This window comes from Phormidium sp. FACHB-1136 (assembly GCF_014697375.1).
In the GTDB taxonomy this organism is placed as follows: domain Bacteria; phylum Cyanobacteriota; class Cyanobacteriia; order Phormidesmidales; family Phormidesmidaceae; genus Nodosilinea.
Genome location: NZ_JACJRS010000016.1, coordinates 1 through 19,783 on the forward strand (window position 1 = coordinate 1; position 19,783 = coordinate 19,783).

Consider the following 19,783-nt stretch of genomic DNA (forward strand, 5'->3'; position numbering starts at 1 on the left):
CCTCCGCTGGCTCAAGGGTGCCGTCAACAAAGGGCGTCCGTTGCTCCAACCCATCCCCCTGCTCACCGTTGACCCTGAACCCTGCTTTGCCTCTAAAAACGCCGAAGACCAGTACTATGACCGCATCTGGTTCTCTAGGATCCAGTCCATACGATGTCAATTGCCCCCCTGGGAGGCGGCATAAAGATGTGTCAGGCAGTCAGCACAGAATGTCAGGGGTTCAGGGCGTTTATTTAGGGTTGGTGGGCGTTGTCTATCCCCACGGTGGTGTTAGACCTACCGTAGAACTCAGACGACTTAGGAAGCCGTGGCCGAGAGTTCCTTGGCAGCGACTTCGTTGCCGTTGGGCTGGCGGGGTTGGATGAGGCCGTAGCCGCCGTGGTTGCGTTCGTAGACCACGTTGATTTCGTTAGTTTCTGCGTTGAGGAACATATAGAAATCGTGGTCAATGAGCGTTAGTTGTTCCAGGGCTTCGGACACCGTCATAGGCGGCATCGCGAAATATTTGGCCCGAATCACCTCTTCCGGCAATTGCGGTTCGGCGTTGCTGAGCACCTCCGTGACGTTGGTAACAGGCGCTTCGTTCAAGTAAGCTTCCGTGGTTTTGCCCAGGTTGCCGTGCTTGCGGTCGTTGCGCTTTTCTTTGAACTTGCGGAGTTGGCGGCTAATTTTATCGGCAACTAGATCGATACTGGCGTACAGGTTTTCGCTGCTTTCCTCAGCCCGCACAATGGCCCCATCGACATAGAGCGTTACCTCTGCCGACTGTTTGGAGCTAATCCGAGGATTGCGCGCCACCGATAGGTGAACGTCAACCTCGTTGGTCAGATGATTGAAGTGGCTGACCGCCTTGAGGATCTTCTGCTCCACATAGTCGCGAATTGCATCGGTAATCTCGATATTTCTGCCATGGATAACCAGTTTCATAATAAAGCGGACTCCTTGAAACGTCGGCTTATGACTTCACCCTAGCACCTTGTATTCTGCACAACACTGTCCGTTAGAATCCTTTGCATGGGTTGATAAATCTTGATTCCCCCATCCTTGGTTTTCCACAGTTCATGACATTTTCCAGTTTTTGTACGGTTGACAAGATGGGACACGATCACCAGCCAACCCAGCGGCTCTGCGAGGTCTATGACCTGGGGATGATGCCCTACGAAGAAGCCTGGAACCTTCAAAAAACCTGGGTTTCGCGCCATCGCCAGTCCCCCCAGCCCGACCGTCTGCTGTTGGTCGAGCATCCCCCGGTCTACACCCTGGGCCAGGGATCCACGACCGAAAATCTTAAATTTCTAGAGAGCAATCCTCCCCATCCCCTCTTTCGCATCGAGCGCGGCGGCGAAGTGACCCACCACTGTCCCGGTCAATTGGTGGGCTATCCCATCCTCGATCTCAAGCGCTACCAAACCGATCTGCATTGGTATCTGCGCCAGTTAGAGGAAGTTGTCATCCAGACCTTGGCGGCACTAGATATCCCCGCGACGCGCCAGCCGGGACTCACCGGGGTATGGGTGGGCGATACCAAACTAGCGGCCATCGGTATCAAGGTCAGTCGTTGGATTACCATGCACGGCTTTGCCCTCAATGTCTGTCCTGACCTGTCCGGCTTTGAGGCCATCGTTCCCTGCGGTATTGCCGATAAAGCGGTGGGCAGTGTGGCGCAATTTTGCCCCGGCATTAGCGTGGCGGCGGTGGGAGCCTTAGTAAAGCAGTCGTTTAGCCAGGTGTTTAAGATCGATTTAGTCGAGGGTACGGCAAACAGCGATGGCTCCAATCCCGCAACCTAAACCAGAACCGACGCTGCAAGATGTGCTCGATCCGTTGACGACCCTGGGCACTGAGCTAGACGAGGTGGGCCATGCATGGATGCCCAGAGGAATGTTGCTGAATAGGACGGTTCTCTGATAGGTGTCATACATCTATGTTAGGGAGATTCGCTCTATCAGTGTTCAAAGAGGTTGTTGTATTGCAGTAAATCAAGACTGACCAACGTAGGTAGGCAGCGGAAGCAATCCTGGGCCAATTCCCAGCGCCCCTCTCGCTTCAGCATGGTCTCTAGGCTGTGGTAGATACTGTGGAGATAGCGCACATCGTTGGCAGCATAGTGCAGTTGATCCTCCGAGAGATTCATCGCATTGCCCCAATCGGAACTTTGGGCGGTTTTGTCCAATTCTGTGCCTTCTAGCTCCTTGACCACATCCTTAAGGCCATGTTTAGGGCTGTAGGTGCGACCCAGCTTGCTGGCAATTTTGGTACAAAAAACTGGGTTTACCTGAATACCTAAGTGGTATCGCAGGGTAGCCAAATCAAACCGGGCAAAGTGAAAAAGCTTGAGGCTGTGTTCTGCCTCTAAAAGTTGTTTTAGGTTAGGGGCTGCGGTTTGTCCCCGTTCAATGCGCACCACCGAAACATAACCCGTTGGATCACTAAGCTGCACCAGACAAAGGCGATCTCGCTGGGGCAAAAGTCCCATAGTTTCCGTATCACAGGCGATCACCTCAGCCTGAAGATAGCGCTCTAGGATCGATGGGGAAAGGTCACGATCAAAAATTTCAAAATTGTCCGTCATAGTCTGCCTGCTTAACGGTTTTGGCTCCCAGTCATCCCAGCCAACCATGGCCCCTAGCAACGCGGCCTGTGGGAGAACGCTAGGTTCATGGTTCCGACTCCGACCATAGTCTACTCCCAAGTTGTCCACCGGGAAACCTACCCCCGCCCAGGCAGCGGCGCAGCGGTGTCCTGATTTCCCTAGCCTTAGGGGAATGCCATTCTTTATAATAAGGGCTACTCTCTGCCCTTCATCCGACCTTCTCCTGTGACCCAAACGCCGCTTCCCCCTCGTCCGTCCGCCGCTGCCATCGATGCGCCCCGTCCCGATGCCCTGGGCCGTTTTGGCCAGTTTGGCGGCAAGTATGTGCCCGAAACCCTAATGCCCGCCCTCAGCGAACTGGAAGAAGCCTTCTATCGCTACAAAGACGAAGCCGGGTTTAAGGCGGAACTGGATGGTCTACTGGCCGACTATGTGGGTCGTCCTAGCCCGCTGTATTTTGCCGAACGGCTCACCGCCCACTATCGCCGCCCCGATGGCCAAGGCCCCGATATTTACCTGAAGCGGGAAGACCTTAACCACACTGGGGCACACAAAATTAACAACGCCCTGGCCCAGGTGTTGCTGGCCAAGCGCATGGGCAAACAGCGCATCATCGCCGAAACCGGGGCCGGACAGCACGGGGTGGCCACCGCCACGGTTTGCGCCCGCTTTGGGCTTCAGTGCGTTATCTACATGGGCGTCCACGACATGGAGCGGCAGGCGCTCAACGTGTTTCGGATGCGGCTGATGGGGGCCGAGGTGCGGGGCGTGGCCGCTGGTACAGGTACCCTCAAGGACGCCACCTCCGAGGCCATCCGCGACTGGGTGACGAACGTGGAAACTACCCACTATATCCTTGGTTCCGTGGCTGGCCCCCACCCCTACCCGATGATGGTGCGCGATTTCCATGCCATCATCGGCGAAGAAACCCGTGCCCAGTGTCAGGAAAAATGGGGCGGTTTGCCGGATATTCTAATCGCCTGTGTGGGTGGCGGATCCAACGCCATGGGCCTGTTCAATGAATTCATCCACGACACCAGCGTGCGGATGATCGGCATTGAGGCGGCGGGTAGTGGCGTAGACAGTGGCAAACATGCGGCCACCCTCACCGCCGGACGGGTGGGTGTGCTACACGGAGCCATGAGCTACCTGCTGCAAGACACCGATGGCCAAGTGATCGAAGCCCACTCCATCAGTGCCGGACTCGACTACCCCGGTGTTGGCCCCGAACACAGCTTTCTTAAGGATGCCGGACGGGCCGAATACTACAGCGTCACCGACCAGGAAGCCCTGGATGCCTTCCAGCGGGTCTCTCGTCTAGAGGGCATCATCCCCGCCCTGGAAACCGCCCACGCCTTTGCCTACCTGGAAACCCTTTGCCCCCAGCTATCGGGCAACCCTCGGATTGTGATCAATTCCTCTGGCCGGGGCGATAAGGACGTGAACACCGTAGCCAAGGCGCTGGGTGACCTAGGCTAGGCGGTCTCACTAGGCTAGGCGATCTCAGGGGTGGTCTAGCCTAGGCGGATCGGCAGCCGTCGCCCGCGAGGCAGGGCGTGAACAGAGCATCGGGTATAACGGAAAACAATGGAGGGTTGGCCCTGGTAACGCCATCGACGGTAGGATCCACAGTCTCAAGATCCGTATTTTTGAGTCAACGCCCAGGCTCCTTGGCGGAAGTAGGCCACCAGCGGATTTGGTACTGGCGAGGCTGGCGAGTCCGCTACTGGTTCCATCTCGGCCCGACGCTGGAGTCAGGCCGTTCTCCCATCCCCCCCATTCTGTTGATCCATGGCTTTGGGGCCAACCTCAACCAGTGGCGGCATAACCTAGCCGTCTTGAGTACAGTGGCCCCGGTCTATGCCATCGACCTGCTGGGGTTTGGCGATGCGGAAAAGGCCGCAGCGTCCTACGGCGCAATCCTATGGGCCGAGCAGGGGGCGGATTTTATTCAGCACCTCATCGGCCAGCCCGTGCATGTGGTGGGGCATTCCCTGGGAGCATTGGTGGCGCTGACCATCGCCCATCGTCATGCCGATTGGGTGCGGCAGTTGTTGTTGGTGACAGTGCCCACCCCGGCCTCCCGCGAGGATTTAGTGGCGGGCTGGGTGGCGGATTTGGCCCGTACGGTGGAGAGTTTGGTGGCTTCGCCACTACTCCTGCGGCCTTTGTTTCGGGTGGTGCGCCAACGAGGGTTTTTGGAGCGGGCCTTGCGCGGGATCTATACCCAGTCGGAGGCCGTGGATGAGGATCTGATCGACACCTTTGCCCTGCCACCCCAACAGCGAGGGGCCGCCCGTACCCTGTGCTACTTGGTCAATGCCCGCAGCGACCCCAACTTCAGCCCCTCGGTGAAGGGAATGCTGGCGGAACTCACCCAGCCCACGCTAATTCTGTGGGGAGAACGAGATCGGGTCATTCCGCCCAGTTTGGCGACTGGATTGGCGGATCTCAACCCTCACATTCAGCTTCGGTTTTTGCCCAACCTAGGCCACTGTCTGTACGACGAAGACCCCGCCACCTTTAACCAAGCCGTGGTGCAATGGGCCAGTCGCTGCCATGCTGCCGATTGATTCGGTCGCGGAGTAGCCTACAGTCCGAATTGTAAAACCCCGGTTCTCAGCGGCCCAGCCCGTTTCTAGCGACAGTTGGCGAGGTCGGTCTTTTGCTATAGGCTAGGGGCATACCCGTTTCCCCAGGAGGACTGGCCCATGGTGATGGTGGAATCGACCATGCTGCCCCTCGGCACCGCCGCCCCAGCCTTTACCCTCACCGATGTGGTCTCTGGTCAAACGGTGACCCTAGGCTCCTTTGTCGATGCCCGTGCCCTGCTGGTGATGTTCATCTGTCGGCATTGTCCCTTTGTGAAGCATGTGGAAAAGGAACTGGCCCGCATCGGCCACGACTATGGATCCAAGGGGCTCGGGATTGTGGCCATCAGCGCCAACAGTTTGCAAACCCACCCCCAGGACGGCCCAGAACACCTCAAAGCCCAGGCGGAAGAATGCGGCTTCCCGTTTCCCTACTGTTTTGACGAAACCCAGGCCGTGGCCAAAGCCTACACCGCCGCTTGTACGCCGGATTTCTTCCTCTTTGATGGCAATCTGCGCCTAGCCTATCGGGGTCAACTCGATGATAGCCGCCCCAGCAACGGCCTACCCGTCACCGGAAAAGACCTCCGGGCCGCCATCGATACGGTCCTCGCGGGTCACCCCCTCTCCGCCGACCAGCGGCCCAGCGTGGGGTGCAACATTAAATGGACTCCCGGCAACGAACCCGCCTACTTTGGCTAATCCTTTGGTTAACGTCCTTGTCGGCCCAAGCCCTCTAATTCGTCGGTTCACGGCGAAGACAGCCAGGGAAGGATCGTTTTCAAGGACACGGGCGCGGATCTCCAGACCTTCCGGTTACGGCGCACCGTTTTAGCCGAATCCTGAGGTTGTGCCTAGCGTGCGGAATCGTAACGCTTTACGTTGTTTTTTTCTTTGGGGAACCCTAAAACGAGGGGATCGTTCAGAATAGGCGAGGCAACGTTCCTGTTCCATCGGATGATCCTCTAGCGTTGCCGCTGATCGTTGTCCCGCCGTTGTTGCGCCCCAAGCCTCGGCTTGTCTGCCCATGTTGTGTCGCTCTTGCCAAAACCAGGCCCGCTGCCTGCCCGCCCAGTTTGCCCAGGCCGATCCAGCCCTGGCGGCCCTCCTCGACCAATTGCAGGACTGTCAATTACAAAACGCTACCGTCAAGATGGCCACCACTCCCCGGCCCGCCTTCCTCCCATCCCTCTGGGCTAGGGGAATGCGTTGGGGACGGCAGGTCTGGCAATCCCTGCGTCGTTGGGGGCAGTGGGGGCGAATGGGATCGGCCTAGATCTGGTACCGTTGGGAGGATAGTCGCGCATTTCAGGCATGAACCTCCTCTGCATCAGCAATGGCCACGGTGAAGACATCATTGCGGTGCGGGTTTTAAAGGAATTGCGACGGTTGCCGAATGCGCCCACAATGTCCGCCCTGCCCATTGTGGGCGAAGGGGGAGCCTACCAAAAAATTGGCATTCCCATCGTGGGGCCAACCCAGTCCATGCCCTCCGGCGGCTTCATTTATATGGACACGCGCCAGGTGCTTCGCGACGTTCAGGGCGGGCTGGTCGGGCTGACCCTAGCACAACTCAAAACCCTGCGAGCCTGGGGAAAGACCGGGGGCAAGGTGCTGGCGGTGGGCGATATTGTGCCCTTGGCGATGGCCTGGGCCAGCGGCGCAGACTATGCCTTCATCGGCACCGCCAAGTCGGAATACTACGTGCGCAACGAAGCGGGCCGTCTGCCAAACCGACCCTGGATGGAGGGCCGCAGTGGGTCAATCTATTTACCCTGGGAGCGCTGGCTGATGGGGCATCGCCGCTGCCGAGGAGCCTTTGTGCGGGATCAACTCACCGCTGATTATTTGCAACGCTGTGGCGTCAAGGCCAGCTACCCCGGCAATCCGATGATGGACGGCCTCGATGCCGCCACGGACAAACTCGCCCGCCTCACCGCCGCCTTTCCCCCCGCCGAGGCCGTCCTCACCCTGGCGCTGATCCCCGGTTCCCGCGCCCCTGAAGCCTTTGAAAACTGGCAGCGCATCGTGATCGCCCTCGACAGCGTGGCCCAAGCGTTTCCAAATCGGCAGATTCGCGCCCTGGGAGCCATCGCCCCATCTTTGAATGTAGCCGTCCTCAAGGATGCCCTGATCGAGTCCCAATGGCAGCCAGAACCGGATGCCATACCCGGATCCCGGCTCACCTTTTGCCGCCACAACTGCCGATTGCTGATCACCACCGATGCCTTTGCCGAATGCCTGCACCTAGCCGATGCCGCCCTCGCCACCGCTGGCACCGCCACCGAACAGGCCGTGGGGCTAGGTAAACCCGTCTTCACGATCCCCGGCACTGGGCCACAGTTCACCGCCGCCTTTGCCGAAGCCCAGTCTCGCCTGTTGGGGCCATCGATTATTGTGGTGGAAAACTCCGCAGACGTAGGATCAGCCCTCTCCCATTGCCTCCAAGACAGGGATCGCCTTCAGCACATTGCCGAAAATGGCCGCGCCCGCATGGGCCAAACCGGAGCCGGACGCGCCATCGCCGCCGCCCTCACCCAGCAGTTCAACGGGTGCCCATAGTGGACATTGGGGATTTAAACTAGAGTGAGGAAGGAGTTGGCGAGGTGGTTGCGGGCTGGCCTTGGCTGGCCTGAGGAAAGTCCGGGCTCCCGAAAGACCAGACTTGCTGGGTAACGCCCAGTGCGGGTGACCGTGAGGAGAGTGCCACAGAAACATACCGCCGATGGCCTTGGGGTGTCTCCAGGCACAGGTAAGGGTGCAAGGGTGCGGTAAGAGCGCACCAGCAGCATCGAGAGGTGCTGGCTCGGTAAACCCCGGTTGGGAGCAAGGTCGAAGGGGCAAGGGTTGGTCTTTTTCCTGTCCCGTCTTTGCGTACCGCAGGAGGCGGCTGGTAACAGTCGTCCCAGATAGATAACCGCCCCCCGGCAACGGGGAACAGAACCCGGCTTATGTCCGACTCCTTCCCGTTTTTTAGGATCCCCCATGACAGCGAGGATGTGCCCTCACCCAAAATCCCTCTCCCTTGGGGCTACCGCTTATACATCAGTCTCTATCCCGCTTTGTTTCGAGCGTTGATCCCCCCTAGCCCCCCTTAACAAGGGGGAAACCGGATTCAAAGTCCCCCTTGTTAAGCAGGATATGTCTTCGGTGCCTTCCCATTCTCTTCAGCGATGTTTGCAAAAGTTGGGTTTACCTGCGGATTTGGAGGTGAACTGGGAGCGACTGGATTTAGCCCTCACCCATGAATCCGCCAACGCCAAAGATAACTACGAACAGTTGGAACTGCTGGGGGATGCGGTGCTGCGGCTGGCGGCGACGGAATGTTTGCAGGAGAGTTTTCCCGATGCCTCGGTGGGGGATTTATCTGCCCTGCGGTCGCAGTTGATTAGTGATCGAACCCTGGCCCAACTGGCGGCTCGTTTGGGGCTCGATGCCTATCTGATTACCGACCCCAGCCTGAAGACCAAGGGCGTTCCCACCCAGCGGCTAGCCGATGCGTTGGAAGCTGTAGTGGCCGTGATTTACCTAGAAACCCACGACCTTAAGCTCATTCGCCCTTGGTTAGACCCCCATTTTCAGCGGTTGGCCCACAGTCTGCAAAACGATCCCAGCCGCAAAAACTACAAGGATCTGCTGCAACAGATGACCCAGAAACGCCATCGTGCCCTGCCCGAATATCGCACCACTGAACCCGGTCGAGAGGGCGACCCGCAGCGCTATCGAGCTGAGGTCTGGTTTCAGGAGCGTTGCCTGGGCAAGGGCCATGGCCCCACCAAAAAACAGGCCGAACAGGCCGCTGCCGCCCTGGCCTACGAGGTACTAATCGAAAAAGCGTAAGTATTAATCCTAAATCCTGATAGCTTCCCCCCGGTGCCAACGGGCGAAGAGACCTCGCCCCTAGGGTTTGACGGTTTAGGAATCAAGGTTTTCTAATTCGGATTTGGTATCAGACTCAATCCGATATATCTCGCTAGGTTAAAGACAGGGTTCAATTTCAATAGAGAAATCGCTCGAACCGTAGAACAGGTTCGGTTTTGAGGGGGGTGTAGCTGCCATCGTGGACTTCGTAGACCGCGAGGTGCGTATCGCTGACGTGGTATTGCTGGTTGCCGTCGATGGCGATGTAGATGGATCGGTTGACCGCCACATCGTCCGTGATGAGGGCGTCTTGGGTGGTTTTGTGAGTGCTTACGTAGCGCAATCCCTGGGCCGATTGGCACAAATACACCGCGTAGGACTGGGTTTCAAAAAAGGCTTCCTGGCGATCACTGTCGCAGGGGTTGGTGGTAGACAGGGCGGGCGGGGCGGGGCGGTCGGTGGCTTGCCCCGGATCCGCAGCTAGGGGGGTGGCATTGCTGATGTCTACAAAATCCCCTCGCACCCAGCCCTCTCGCTCAGCTTCGGCATTTTGGGCATAGTACCAGGTGTGACCGCCTTCCCCCTCCGCCAGACGCAACAGACGCACTTCATCCCCCGCTGCACCGCTGCTGAGAATGGGCGATAGGGTGGTGGGCTGAGAACGCAGATTAATCTGCGCCCCTGGGGTTTGGCTGGTGAGGATCGTGACACGGGGCGGATCGATGACTGTGGCCCGAAAGCCGCCAATGGTTTCCTCGATAGGGCTTTCTGCCGCTGGGTCAGCGGTGCCAGCGGTGGGGGTACTGGCCTCAGTGGCCACGGTCTCGGACGAGCTACAGCCTGCAACGCCTAGCAGCACCGTTAGGCCAACCAATCCAGCCGCAAGCCAGGGTGTTTTTCCTCCAAAGGGACACAGCATAGGGTTCTCCGGGACGATGATTCGCAATAGCAATGGCATAGAATCAGCCGCCATGCTACCCCATCTCTCGAAAAGTGTGCTCTCTAATTCCCCCGAAAAAGCCCCCCGAACAACTTCCTTGATAAATCCGTCGGCCCTTCGTCTCCAAAGGTGGCATTACTCGCAGGCGGCAACGGAGATGGTATAGAAGTTGCCGTTAAGGCCACCAAGGCGGGTATTCACAAGGGCAGGCTGACGGCCTGTGGGCGACCCAAAGGGAATGATGAACGTGCTGCCCGCTTCGGCATCGGCCCGGTCGCTAAAGACTTTCTCAGAACCACCGTGGGACATCCGAAGATGCACATCCAGCCAGTAGGGGGCGGTATTTTCCGGTGTCACCATGGCCACGAAATAGGTGAAGTTGGGCTGGTTGGGCACCAGCCAATCGGTATGCCAATTGTTTCCTAAAATGGCTCGATTTTCGATGCGGCGACGAATTTCCGTTTGCCCCGTCGTCACCTCTTGTAGCGCCACGCAGGAACGCCCCGTCCCGGTGGGAGAGGTCATGGTTTGGGCTAGATCTGTCGTTTGGGGCGAACCCAGATCGGTTGAGTTTGCCGTAGCGAGAGAGGGCAGCATTGCCGCAGTAGTAACAACTACCGCCAGGGTAGCCGCCAGGGATTTGAAAGTCATCATGGTTAAACGTCCTAGACTTTAAAGACTGGAAAGAAGGGTTAGAGAACTTATACTCGATCCGGCTGGCTTGTCCTCGGTATTGGCGGGCGGGGAGACCTTGCCCCTACAGCTTGTCGGGCTAGGAATGGAACTTTTCCCGCCCGCCATCATCGGCTACAGACCTATGGGATCGTGCCGTTTGCGCCTACAGTTCAGCGCCGAAATCTTCCCGTAGCTTGGCTTCCTGATCTGTCGAGAGATTGGACTGGATCAACTCGCCCATTTCATCGGGGGCAAAGGCTTCACTCACCTTATCCACGGTGACTTGCCCCGTCAGCAAAAACAGAGCCGAAGTACCTTCGGTCACCTTTTCGCGCAGATCCTTGATGAAGTCGTCGTTAATGCCGTAGTCGGTAAATTTGCCGGACAGGGCACCTGCCGCTGCGCCCACAATCATGCCAAACAGGGGCACCAAAAAGATGAGGCCAAACAGCATTCCCCAAAAGGCACCGCCGAGGGCACCCACGCCCACGGTACTTACGGCCTGATAGGTTTTAGGCTTTTTGCGCCCCGTGGGCCAGGTCACCACAGCGGCATCCAACACGGTGATCAGTTCTTGCTTTTGCAGTCCTTCCAATTTGGCCAGAGCGCTTTCTGCACCCTCGGCGGTCTTAAATTTCCAAACCGTTAACGTAGACATGAAATTCTCCTATTCAGCATCATTCATCGACGGAGGTGATCATTCATCCGATTGCCCTTGTTGAGAATCAATGGGCTTCCCCAGTGTAAAGCATGACCGCAAAGGGAAAGTTAAGCCCATCTATAGATATGGCATTCCCCCTAGGGAGGTAAAATTTGGTAGGACACCAGTCGATGAATTTGGGCAGACAGCGTTGATGGGTTGAAGGGTTTAGATATGGCCCCTAAAAATCCCATCTGGTGCAGTTCTGAAATCGTAAACCAATCGGCCTTAGCGCTGATTAATACAATGGGAATTGCCCGACGCTGGGAGTCGCGTTTAAGCTGTTCCATCAGCAATAGGGCATCGTCCTCTGGGGTAGAGGCATCCACCAAAATGACATTGGGATGATGTTGGTTACAAAGCGAAATTCCCTCCTGAATTGATCGAGACGAGGTAACCTCCCAGTCTCCTAGTTCGCCTAGACAAGCATCAAGGACAGACCGAAGACTGGCTTCATGCTCAATCAAGAGCAACCTTGAACTGGGCATAGTTCGCCCCTCAAAATAGGAATGAGTTGCCGTATCACCAACCGATATCTAGCCATAAAAGCGCAAGACCTCTCCAGAAATGAGGTGCTGCGAACATGGTGATCGCACTCTGGCTAGGGTGGTTTCCCTGGCCAGACCTGTACCCCATTGGAGAAGCGCCACTAGTCAAATCAGTAGCTTAGACTACTGATATTACCTGTTCTGAAGTCTACGAAAAAACTATAGGAAAGTCATAGGACTGGTGGGCATAAAATCCAAGCAACGATGCCGAAAAAGAGATGGAATTTAGCCCATAGGGGGTACTTCCCAGGCCAGCAAATCGGTGATTTGAGAGGCTAGGCTGAGGGGGTTGAAAGGTTTAGTGATCACCCCGGCCAGAGGCAGAGCGGCAAAGTGAGATCGATCCCGCGCCAGCACCTTGGAGGTGAGCACAATCACCGGGATGGCTTGGGTGGCGGAGTGTTGCTGAAGCTGGGCAAAGAGGTCGAAGCCGTCCATGTCGGGCATGGAAATATCCAGCAAAATGGCGTCGGGCTGTTCGGCGGTGGCCACCTGCAACCCCGCTTGCCCAGAGGCCGCTTCCAACACCTGCCATCCCGCCAATTCCTCTAGGGCGGCTTGCACAATGGTGCGAATGTCGTCTTCGTCGTCCACAATCAACAGGCGTTTAGGCATGGGTTTGCTCCGCTGGGTCGATGGCGAGGGTGAGGGGCAGAACGACGGAGAAGGTGCTGCCTTGACCGAGTTGACTCTCCACCCAAATGCGGCCCTGGTGTTGTTCCACAATGCGTTTGCAGATGGCGAGGCCCAAACCTGTCCCTCCCCGTTGGCGCGAGTCCGAGGCATCCACCTGCTGGAATTGATCGAAGATGTGGTCGAGTTTGTCGGCGGGGATGCCGCGTCCTTGGTCTTGGACAGTGATGAGGAGATGGGTGGGTGGGGAGTGGGGAGTCGGGAGTCGGGAGTCGGGAGTCGGGAGTCGGGAGTCGGGAGTCGGGAGTCGGGAGTCGGGAGGCCGATCAGTTTGGTCGATGGGGGTGGCTCGGAGCCAGACGGTGCTGCCCGGATTGGAGAATTTGATGGCGTTGCTGAGCAGGTTGGTGAGGGTTTGTACAATGGCGTCGGGGGCGGCTTGCAGGGTGGTAGGGATGGGCTGGGCGTCTAGGGTGATGCGGGCCTGATCAGCGAGGGCTTTCACGCTGTCGAGGGCTTGGGCAAAGAGGTCTTCGACTTGACAGGGTTCGGGTTCGAGCTGCACCCGACCCGATTCTAGCCGCTCGAAGCTGAGGATGTCGTCTACTAAATGCACCAGGCGTTCGCTGTTGTTGATGGCGATATCGAGCATGGCCTTGGCTTTTTCGGGGCGATCTTGATAGACGCCAGCCCCCAATAGGGCCAAAGCGCCCTGGATGGAGGTGATGGGGGTACGCAGTTCGTGGCTAACGATGGAGATAAACTCGTCCTTCATGCGGTCGATGGCTTGGCGTTCGCGGATATCCTGCACATGGCCGACGGAGTAGAGGGGCTGGCCGTTGCCATCGTAGACCGGGGCGGCGTTGATGATCACCGGGATGGCCTCCCCTTGCTTGGTGAGGTAGCGTTTTTCGATCTGGTAAATGGGCAGGTCCCCAGCCATCATGCGCTGAAACCCTTGCCAATCGGCCTCGCGTTCATCGGGATGGGTGATGTCTTGGAAGGTCATCTGCCGCAGTTCGGCTTCGCGGTAGCCCAGCAGGGCGCAGTATTGGGGGTTGGCCATCACAAACTGGCCCGTGGGCGACACCAGGGAAATGCCGTAGGGAGCATGGTCGAAGGCGCGGCGGAAACGGGCTTCGCTCTGGCGCAGGGCATCTTCGGCGAGGCGGCGTTCGGTAATGTTTTCCACGGTGCCCACAATGCGCGTCACCTGTCCCCGGTCATCCGCCAAGGGAAAGGCTTTGGATCGCAGCCAGCGCAGTTCGCCCATGGGGGTCATGTAGCGATACTCTTGGTCGAAATTTTCCCCTCGCTGCTCCCGGAGTAGGGCAGCATCAATGCGGGGTCGATCCTCTGGGTGAATGCACGCTAGCCAGCGATCTTGGCTGAGGGCCGAGCGAGACTCTGAATCAGTGGGCGAAGGGGACAGGCCCAGCACGTTTCCATAGGCCGGGTTGACGTAGGAATAGCGCTGGTCGAGGAGTTCGTAGACAAAAAAGCCCTCCTCCACGGTTTCCGCCAGTTGCCGAAAGCGGGTTTCGCTCTCCTGCAACGCCCTGGCTAGGCGGTGTAGGTCGGTGAGGTTGCGTACCACAAACAGCATTTCCTCGGTTCCCATGGGCACCATCCGCACCTCCTGCCAAAGGGCTTCTCCTTGGACTTCAAGGGCGTATTCGTAGCGCTGGGTTTCGCCCGTGGCAAAGGCCCGCTCCATGGTTTGCAGGTAGGGGGGCAGCAGATCGGGGGGGAGCACCTGGCGCAGGTTGTTGCCCACGGCAAAGTAGGGTAAATCCGTAGGAAAGGTGGCAGCGGGCTTAATTTCTAGATAGGTGCCGTCTCGGCGGGTGCGCACAATCAGGTCGGGCAGGGCTTCTAGGATGGCGCGTTTCTGGGCCTCGCTTTGCAGGCGGGCTTCCTCGGCCTGTCGCCGCTGGCTAATGTCAATCACCACCCCATACCAGGCCACCTCTCCCCCTGATCGACACTTGGGGATGGAACTGCCCTGGAGCCACTTGATCGCCCCGGACGGATTGATCACTCGCCATTCGTGGTGAAAAGGCTGGAGGGTCTCTAGGCTATGCTGCACGGCAATGGCGTAGTCAGCCTGATCATCGGGGTGGATGCGGCTGAGCAACACCTGGGCATCGGCCATAATGTCGGCCACCGGGATTTCGTGGATGACCTCAATAGCACGGCTGATGTGTTCAAAATAAAAGCTGCCGTCGGGACGCTGTACCAAAATATAAATATTGGCCGGAGAGGTTTCGGAAATTTCCCGGAATCGGGCTTCACTTTCCTTGAGCGCCCGTTCCACACGTTTGCGGTCGGTGATGTCGTGGAAGGTGAGGATCACCTGATCCTGGTCAGCTAGCGTCTGCACCTCCGCCGACAGCAGCACCGTGAGGATGTCCCCCATTCCAGTACGCATCTCCACCTCTAAATCCCGCACCCGCCCCTGCGACCTCAGCAAATGCCAACACTGTTGGCGCTGGTTCAGATCGACCCACAGATGTGGTTCCAAGGCCGTATGCCCCACCATCGCGTTCTGGGATCGGCTCAATACCGTGAGCAAGCTTTGATTGACCGCCAGAATGCGGCCCTCGGCCAGGGTAGCGATGGCCATAGGCACCGGGCTCGTGCGAAAGATCGTTGTGAATTTGGCCTCCGATTCATCCAGGGCCGTTTGGAGGGTACGAAAGGCTTGCTGCAACTGGTCAGCCATCTGGTTAAACGCCTTGGCCAAGCCATTCAGTTCGCGAATGGGGCTATCGGTGGGTAAACGCTGGCTCAGATCCCCCGATGCCAGGGCTTGACTGGCCCAGTGATAGCGTCCCAGCCGCCGCAAAAACAGCTTTGCCACCACCAGTCCCAATCCCAACGCACTCACCACCCCCAGCAACCACAGCAGCATCGCCTGCCACGGATATCGAGCCAGGTGGCCCATGACCTGATGATTGCGGTAGGCAAAATAGCCCATCCCCGCCAAGGAACTCAGGGCCGAAACCGCCAGGGGAATGGTCATCACCCAAAACAGCGAAATACTGGCCAACTGGCGCAGGGATCGAGAGATCGGCGGTTTCATGGAAATCAAGCCATCAGATCAATTAGGTGAGGACAAGTCTGCGGCGAGGGCTTGTTTGAGGGTAGCCAGATGGCGCTGCATTTGGGTGGCGAGGTGGGGGAGGTCGTTCTCGGCGGCAGTGGGATGCAGAAGCGCTTCAATTTCCTCGGCGGCGGCGGCGGCTGGGCCATAGCCAAACATTCCCAGTCCTCCAGCTAGGCGATGGGCTTCAGTGAAGGCCCGCTGGCGATCCCCTGAGGTGAGGGTGCCTGCGGCCCAGGCGACGGCGGTGTGATCGAGCATCCTGAGCCGTTGGTCTAGGGTGGCCTGGAAACGCTGGGTTGCCCCGGCTAGGGCGTTGGCTAATCGGGGCGGTAGAGGAACGTCGGGATCGGAGTCCTCCGGGGATAATGGCTCAGCGGACGATGACGCTAGAGAATTGACATTCTCCGCGATACCCGCCGCCGGAGCCCGCAGCCGATAGCCCAGACCATAGACCGTTTCGATGGGGCCGTTGGTTATGCCCGCCCGCTTCAGCCGTTGCCGCAGGTCTTTAATCAAATTCGTGACCGATCCCTCCACTGGGGTATCGGCCATGGGCCAAAGATGGTCAATAATGGCACTGCGGGTGAGCAATCGCTGGGGATGGCGCAGAAATAGCTCCAGAAGCTCATATTCCTTGGGGCGACAGGGAATACTTTGCCCTTGGTATTCCACCTGGGCCTGGGCGGGGTCTAGGGTGAGATCGCCCCAGCGCAGCACCGGATCCGCCACAACCTGATTGCGCCGCAGCAAAGCCCGTACCCTGGCCAGCAGTTGAGACGGCTCCGAGGATTTGGCTAAATAGTCGTCGGCCCCGGCATCTAGCCCTGCCACAATGTCGTCGTTGGCATCCCGCACGGTCAGCATCAAAATCGGGGTGCATTGTCCCTGTTGGCGGAGCTTCCGGCAGACCTCTATCCCATTCAGGCTGGGCAGGTGCCAATCCACAATCAGCAAATCGTAGGGCCACTGCATCGCCATCTCCAGCCCCATCGATCCATCCACCACCACGTCCACCGCATAGTGATGGCGAGATAGCATAGCCGCTAGACGTTCACTGGTGGGCGGGTCATCTTCTAACAGCAGAATCTTCATCGACACAGATCCCCAGGCAAACAGATCCCCAGGCAAACAGATCCCCAGGCAAACAGATCCCCAGGCAAACAGATCCCCAGGCAATGAATCATAATAGTCGGTTTCGTGGCCCACCTAGATTCGGAACACCCTGGGCGAAGGATCGGTTAGCCTTGCACTAACAGGGCAACGGCATGGACGGCAATGCCCTCCTGCCGACCCACGGGGCCAAGGCCTTCGTTGGTCGTGGCCTTCACCCCCACCTGGCTGGGGTCTACCCCCAACACCGTCGCCAATTGGGTGCGCATGGCCTCGATGTGGGGCTTCATTTTGGGCTGCTCGGCCACAATCACGCTATCCACATTGCCCACCGTCCAGCCCCGTTCCTGCACCATGGCATTCACCTGGGCCAACAGTTTCAGGCTATCGGCCCCCGCCCATTCGGGATCGCCGGGGGGAAAATAGAGCCCAATATCGCCCAGACTGAGCGCCCCCAACAGCGCATCCATAATCGCATGGGTGAGCACGTCGGCATCGCTGTGGCCATCCAAGCCGTGGGAATGGGGAAGAGTGACACCACCCAAAATGAGCGGTCGCCCCTCCACGAGGCGGTGAATATCGTAGCCATTGCCAATGCGGATCGCCATCGGATTCATTGCGGTATTGGGGAAGTCTTTGCGGGGTACGTAACGGTTGTATCACGAAGGGGGATCGGGACAAGGGGAAGAATTCGCTAAAATCAACCCATCGTTGTCAGCCCATCTCTCCAGGAGCAACCCCTCCCATGTCTCCTCGGCCTACCTCCGCATCACCGCTTCAGATTCCCCAGAATCCCTACATCGTCCCGGCGGATGTGCCCCTGCCCCCCAGGGAAACCTGGCCCACGATGTATGATTTGCCCAGCGAAGACCCGGAGGAGCCTGGGTTGCCAGACGAATTCCATGACTTTCAGCCTCAACTACTCAGCGCCACCTTTTGCCTAGCGGACGTGGCGGCGGATCGTATTTTCACCGCTGCTGACCTGAATTTGTACTACGACATCGCCCATCCCCGCTGGTACAAGCGGCCCGACTGGTTTGCGGTGGTGGGCGTCCCCCGGTTCTACAGCGACGACGACGATCTCCGCCTCAGCTACGTCACCTGGCAGGAACAGGTCAACCCCTACATCGTCGTAGAACTCCTCTCCCCCGGCACGGCAGATGAGGACTTGGGCCTCGTCCAGGCTGACCCCAACGCCCCACCCCCCAAATGGCAGGTCTACGAACAAATCCTCCGCATTCCCTACTACGTGGTGTTTGACCACTATACGGAGAATCTCCAAGCCTTTCGCCTCACGGAAGCGGGCTACGTTCCCATCACCATTCTCGATGGGCGATTCACCATCCCAGAACTGGGTATCGGTCTAGGGCTGTGGCGTGGCCGATTCCAGGGTCGGGTGCGGGACTGGCTGCGCTTCTTTGATGCCGATGACCAATGGATTTTGACTCCGTTGGAGGTGGAACGGGAGCGGGCGGATCAAGAACAGATCCGGGCCGAGCGAGAACGGCTCCGGGCAGAACGGCTGGCTGAATTACTCAGAGCGCAGGGGATTGATCCGGATCAGATTGGGTGATGCTTACCTAGCCGGATGACAGGTTGGCCAAGTTCCTTCAGGCCCAAGCTAGGGCGTGTCATCCAACAATACCAAATCCGAGCTAGATAACCCCGGTTCCTAACCCCGAAAACGGTAGGGGCAAGGTCTCCTCGCCCACTGATACCGGGGGCAAACAAGCCGGATTTAAGATTACAGGCATCGTTGCTTCATGACGCTCTTTTCGCCTAGCAAACCGTTTGCACCTGTCTCACGGCAAATTGGAACAACTCTTAAGACAGGCTTGGGCGATGGCCCATTCCTCTTGGGTGTGGATGACCAACACACGGATGCTGGAGTCTGGGGTGGCGATGTCTTGATCGGCGGCGGATCGTCCCAGGTTGTCCTGAAGGTTGAGGCCCAGGAAGGCGAAGGGTTCGCAGGCTTGTTGCCAGATCAGGGCGCTATTTTCGCCAATGCCAGCGGTAAAGACGAGGGCATCCAACCCGCCGAGGCTGGCTAGCATGGAGCCGATTTCCCGGCGCAGGCGGTGGAGGAACATCTCAACGGCGAGTTTGGCCCGGTCGTGGCCCTGTTCCATGGCGTCGATCACTAGGCGTAGGTCGTTGGAAATGCCGGAAATGCCCTTGAGGCCGGATTCTTTATTCAGCAATTGGTCAAGGCGGTCGCCGCTGTAGCCCTCTTGGCGGATCAGGTGAATGAGAATGCCGGGATCGACGCTGCCGGAGCGACTGCCCATCATCAGCCCTTCCAGGGGGGTGAAGCCCATGGTGGTGTCGATGCTGTGGCCGTTTTTGACTGCCGCTAGGGAACAGCCGTTGCCCAGGTGGCAGGTGATTAGCTTGAGATCGGCTAGGTCACGTCCCAACAGATTGGCGGCCCGTTGGGCGACGTAGCGGTGGCTGGTGCCGTGGAAGCCGTAGCGCTGGATGCCTTGGTCGATCCAGGCGTAGGGGCCGGGGTAGGTGGCGGCGGCGGCGGGCATTTGGGCATGGAAGGCGGTGTCGAAGACGGCCACTTGGGGAATGTCGCCCAGGATAGCTTCGATGGCGTGGATACCCTGGAGATTGGCAGGGTTGTGGGCGGGGGCGAGGGGAATCAGCCGTTGGATGGCGGCTTTCACATCGCTATCGATTCGCACGCTATCGACGTAATCTCGCCCACCGTGGACAACCCGGTGCCCCACCCCGTCGATGTCGCTCAGGCTGTCTAGAACTTGGGTTTCGCCTTCCACCAGGGTGTTCAGCATGGCGGCGATACCCTCGGCTTTATCGGTAATGGGAAGCGATTGGTTGAGGGCGGATCCCGATTCCGTTTCGGCGGAAAGTTCGACCTGGCCCTCGGCGTGGGTCCAATCCAGGGTGGCCCGCCAGATCGGGCTGGGGGCCAAACTCGCGTCGGAGGCCTGGGTGAGGTCAAACAGGCAGCTTTTATGGCTGCTGGAGCCAGCGTTGAGCACCAGGATTTTCAT

Annotated in this window: 20 protein-coding genes and 1 other RNA gene; 10 read left to right on the forward strand and 11 right to left on the reverse strand. The window is 58.4% G+C overall.

What is annotated here, in order from left to right; all coding sequences use genetic code 11:
• Nucleotides 1-184, forward strand: a 184-nt coding sequence (locus H6G62_RS06965; RefSeq protein ID WP_190492888.1) for a hypothetical protein, incomplete at its 5' end; no start/stop codon positions are given.
• Between the two features lie 113 nt (nt 185-297).
• Here H6G62_RS06965 and raiA read toward each other — a convergent pair.
• Nucleotides 298-927 (reverse strand): ribosome-associated translation inhibitor RaiA, encoded by a 630-nt coding sequence (gene raiA, locus H6G62_RS06970; protein ID WP_190493434.1) that lies wholly within the window; start codon nt 925-927, stop codon nt 298-300.
• A 167-nt stretch (nt 928-1,094) separates the two neighbouring features.
• Between raiA and lipB the strand changes: the two genes are divergently transcribed.
• The gene (gene lipB, locus H6G62_RS06975; RefSeq protein ID WP_190493437.1) at nt 1,095-1,790 is read left to right on the forward strand and encodes a lipoyl(octanoyl) transferase LipB; all 696 of its coding nucleotides are present in this window, start codon (nt 1,095-1,097) and stop codon (nt 1,788-1,790) included.
• Nucleotides 1,791-1,945: 155 nt separating this feature from the next.
• Here the strand turns inward: lipB and H6G62_RS06980 are convergent, their stop codons facing one another.
• On the reverse strand, nt 1,946-2,572 hold the full coding sequence (locus H6G62_RS06980) for a ribonuclease D (RefSeq protein WP_190493439.1): 627 nt from the start codon (nt 2,570-2,572) through the stop codon (nt 1,946-1,948).
• Nucleotides 2,573-2,818: 246 nt separating this feature from the next.
• On the opposite strand from H6G62_RS06980, the gene trpB reads away from it, so the two are divergent.
• From trpB to rnc, 7 genes are all read left to right on the forward strand, one after another.
• Entirely contained in the window at nt 2,819-4,072 is a 1,254-nt protein-coding gene (gene trpB, locus H6G62_RS06985) for a tryptophan synthase subunit beta (protein ID WP_190493441.1), read from the forward strand.
• A gap of 170 nt (nt 4,073-4,242) precedes the next feature.
• On the forward strand, nt 4,243-5,166 hold the full coding sequence (locus tag H6G62_RS06990) for an alpha/beta fold hydrolase (protein ID WP_190493443.1): 924 nt from the start codon (nt 4,243-4,245) through the stop codon (nt 5,164-5,166).
• 138 nt (nt 5,167-5,304) lie between these two features.
• On the forward strand, nt 5,305-5,886 hold the full coding sequence (locus H6G62_RS06995; protein WP_190493444.1) for a thioredoxin family protein: 582 nt from the start codon (nt 5,305-5,307) through the stop codon (nt 5,884-5,886).
• Nucleotides 5,887-6,211: 325 nt separating this feature from the next.
• The gene (locus H6G62_RS07000; RefSeq protein WP_190493446.1) at nt 6,212-6,460 is read left to right on the forward strand and encodes a hypothetical protein; all 249 of its coding nucleotides are present in this window, start codon (nt 6,212-6,214) and stop codon (nt 6,458-6,460) included.
• 38 nt (nt 6,461-6,498) lie between these two features.
• Nucleotides 6,499-7,746, forward strand: coding sequence for a lipid-A-disaccharide synthase-related protein (locus tag H6G62_RS07005; protein WP_190493448.1), 1,248 nt, complete (start codon nt 6,499-6,501; stop codon nt 7,744-7,746).
• 32 nt (nt 7,747-7,778) lie between these two features.
• Nucleotides 7,779-8,151, forward strand: an RNA gene (rnpB, locus tag H6G62_RS07010) — RNase P RNA component class A.
• Nucleotides 8,152-8,325: 174 nt separating this feature from the next.
• Entirely contained in the window at nt 8,326-9,024 is a 699-nt protein-coding gene (gene rnc, locus H6G62_RS07015) for a ribonuclease III (protein ID WP_190493451.1), read from the forward strand.
• A 157-nt stretch (nt 9,025-9,181) separates the two neighbouring features.
• Here rnc and H6G62_RS07020 read toward each other — a convergent pair whose 3' ends face one another.
• From H6G62_RS07020 to ispF, 8 genes are all read right to left on the reverse strand, one after another.
• Nucleotides 9,182-9,964: an SH3 domain-containing protein gene (locus H6G62_RS07020; RefSeq protein ID WP_190493453.1), complete on the reverse strand. Its 783-nt coding sequence runs from the start codon at nt 9,962-9,964 to the stop codon at nt 9,182-9,184.
• 156 nt (nt 9,965-10,120) lie between these two features.
• Nucleotides 10,121-10,639: a hypothetical protein gene (locus H6G62_RS07025; RefSeq protein WP_190493455.1), complete on the reverse strand. Its 519-nt coding sequence runs from the start codon at nt 10,637-10,639 to the stop codon at nt 10,121-10,123.
• Nucleotides 10,640-10,823: 184 nt separating this feature from the next.
• Nucleotides 10,824-11,318 carry a DUF1269 domain-containing protein gene (locus tag H6G62_RS07030; protein WP_190493456.1) on the reverse strand — a complete coding sequence of 165 codons (495 nt, stop codon included), beginning with the start codon at nt 11,316-11,318 and terminating at the stop codon, nt 10,824-10,826.
• A gap of 140 nt (nt 11,319-11,458) precedes the next feature.
• The gene (locus H6G62_RS07035; RefSeq protein WP_190493458.1) at nt 11,459-11,848 is read right to left on the reverse strand and encodes a response regulator; all 390 of its coding nucleotides are present in this window, start codon (nt 11,846-11,848) and stop codon (nt 11,459-11,461) included.
• Between the two features lie 285 nt (nt 11,849-12,133).
• The gene (locus H6G62_RS07040) at nt 12,134-12,523 is read right to left on the reverse strand and encodes a response regulator (protein ID WP_190493460.1); all 390 of its coding nucleotides are present in this window, start codon (nt 12,521-12,523) and stop codon (nt 12,134-12,136) included.
• Nucleotides 12,516-15,626, reverse strand: coding sequence for a PAS domain S-box protein (locus H6G62_RS07045; protein ID WP_190493462.1), 3,111 nt, complete (start codon nt 15,624-15,626; stop codon nt 12,516-12,518). Before H6G62_RS07045 ends, H6G62_RS07040 begins: the two co-directional genes overlap by 8 nt.
• Before the next feature lie 18 nt (nt 15,627-15,644).
• Complete coding sequence (locus H6G62_RS07050) at nt 15,645-16,742, reverse strand: response regulator transcription factor (RefSeq protein ID WP_190493463.1); 1,098 nt, start codon at nt 16,740-16,742, stop codon at nt 15,645-15,647.
• 146 nt (nt 16,743-16,888) lie between these two features.
• Nucleotides 16,889-17,368 carry a 2-C-methyl-D-erythritol 2,4-cyclodiphosphate synthase gene (gene ispF, locus H6G62_RS07055; RefSeq protein WP_190493464.1) on the reverse strand — a complete coding sequence of 160 codons (480 nt, stop codon included), beginning with the start codon at nt 17,366-17,368 and terminating at the stop codon, nt 16,889-16,891.
• A gap of 137 nt (nt 17,369-17,505) precedes the next feature.
• Between ispF and H6G62_RS07060 the strand changes: the two genes are divergently transcribed.
• Entirely contained in the window at nt 17,506-18,333 is an 828-nt protein-coding gene (locus H6G62_RS07060) for a Uma2 family endonuclease (RefSeq protein ID WP_190493465.1), read from the forward strand.
• A gap of 229 nt (nt 18,334-18,562) precedes the next feature.
• Here the strand turns inward: H6G62_RS07060 and H6G62_RS07065 are convergent, their stop codons facing one another.
• Nucleotides 18,563-19,783 (reverse strand): acetate kinase, encoded by a 1,221-nt coding sequence (locus H6G62_RS07065; protein WP_190493466.1) that lies wholly within the window; start codon nt 19,781-19,783, stop codon nt 18,563-18,565.

Coding starts and splice junctions, on each gene's coding strand:
- raiA (WP_190493434.1), bottom strand. CDS start 927: ATGAAACTGGTTATCCATGGCAGAAATATCGAGATTACCGATGCAATT.
- lipB (WP_190493437.1), top strand. CDS start 1,095: ATGGGACACGATCACCAGCCAACCCAGCGGCTCTGCGAGGTCTATGAC.
- H6G62_RS06980 (WP_190493439.1), bottom strand. CDS start 2,572: ATGACGGACAATTTTGAAATTTTTGATCGTGACCTTTCCCCATCGATC.
- H6G62_RS06995 (WP_190493444.1), top strand. CDS start 5,305: ATGGTGATGGTGGAATCGACCATGCTGCCCCTCGGCACCGCCGCCCCA.
- H6G62_RS07000 (WP_190493446.1), top strand. CDS start 6,212: ATGTTGTGTCGCTCTTGCCAAAACCAGGCCCGCTGCCTGCCCGCCCAG.
- H6G62_RS07005 (WP_190493448.1), top strand. CDS start 6,499: ATGAACCTCCTCTGCATCAGCAATGGCCACGGTGAAGACATCATTGCG.
- rnc (WP_190493451.1), top strand. CDS start 8,326: ATGTCTTCGGTGCCTTCCCATTCTCTTCAGCGATGTTTGCAAAAGTTG.
- H6G62_RS07020 (WP_190493453.1), bottom strand. CDS start 9,964: ATGCTGTGTCCCTTTGGAGGAAAAACACCCTGGCTTGCGGCTGGATTG.
- H6G62_RS07025 (WP_190493455.1), bottom strand. CDS start 10,639: ATGATGACTTTCAAATCCCTGGCGGCTACCCTGGCGGTAGTTGTTACT.
- H6G62_RS07030 (WP_190493456.1), bottom strand. CDS start 11,318: ATGTCTACGTTAACGGTTTGGAAATTTAAGACCGCCGAGGGTGCAGAA.
- H6G62_RS07035 (WP_190493458.1), bottom strand. CDS start 11,848: ATGCCCAGTTCAAGGTTGCTCTTGATTGAGCATGAAGCCAGTCTTCGG.
- H6G62_RS07040 (WP_190493460.1), bottom strand. CDS start 12,523: ATGCCTAAACGCCTGTTGATTGTGGACGACGAAGACGACATTCGCACC.
- H6G62_RS07045 (WP_190493462.1), bottom strand. CDS start 15,626: ATGAAACCGCCGATCTCTCGATCCCTGCGCCAGTTGGCCAGTATTTCG.
- H6G62_RS07050 (WP_190493463.1), bottom strand. CDS start 16,742: ATGAAGATTCTGCTGTTAGAAGATGACCCGCCCACCAGTGAACGTCTA.
- ispF (WP_190493464.1), bottom strand. CDS start 17,368: ATGGCGATCCGCATTGGCAATGGCTACGATATTCACCGCCTCGTGGAG.
- H6G62_RS07060 (WP_190493465.1), top strand. CDS start 17,506: ATGTCTCCTCGGCCTACCTCCGCATCACCGCTTCAGATTCCCCAGAAT.
- H6G62_RS07065 (WP_190493466.1), bottom strand. CDS start 19,783: ATGAAAATCCTGGTGCTCAACGCTGGCTCCAGCAGCCATAAAAGCTGC.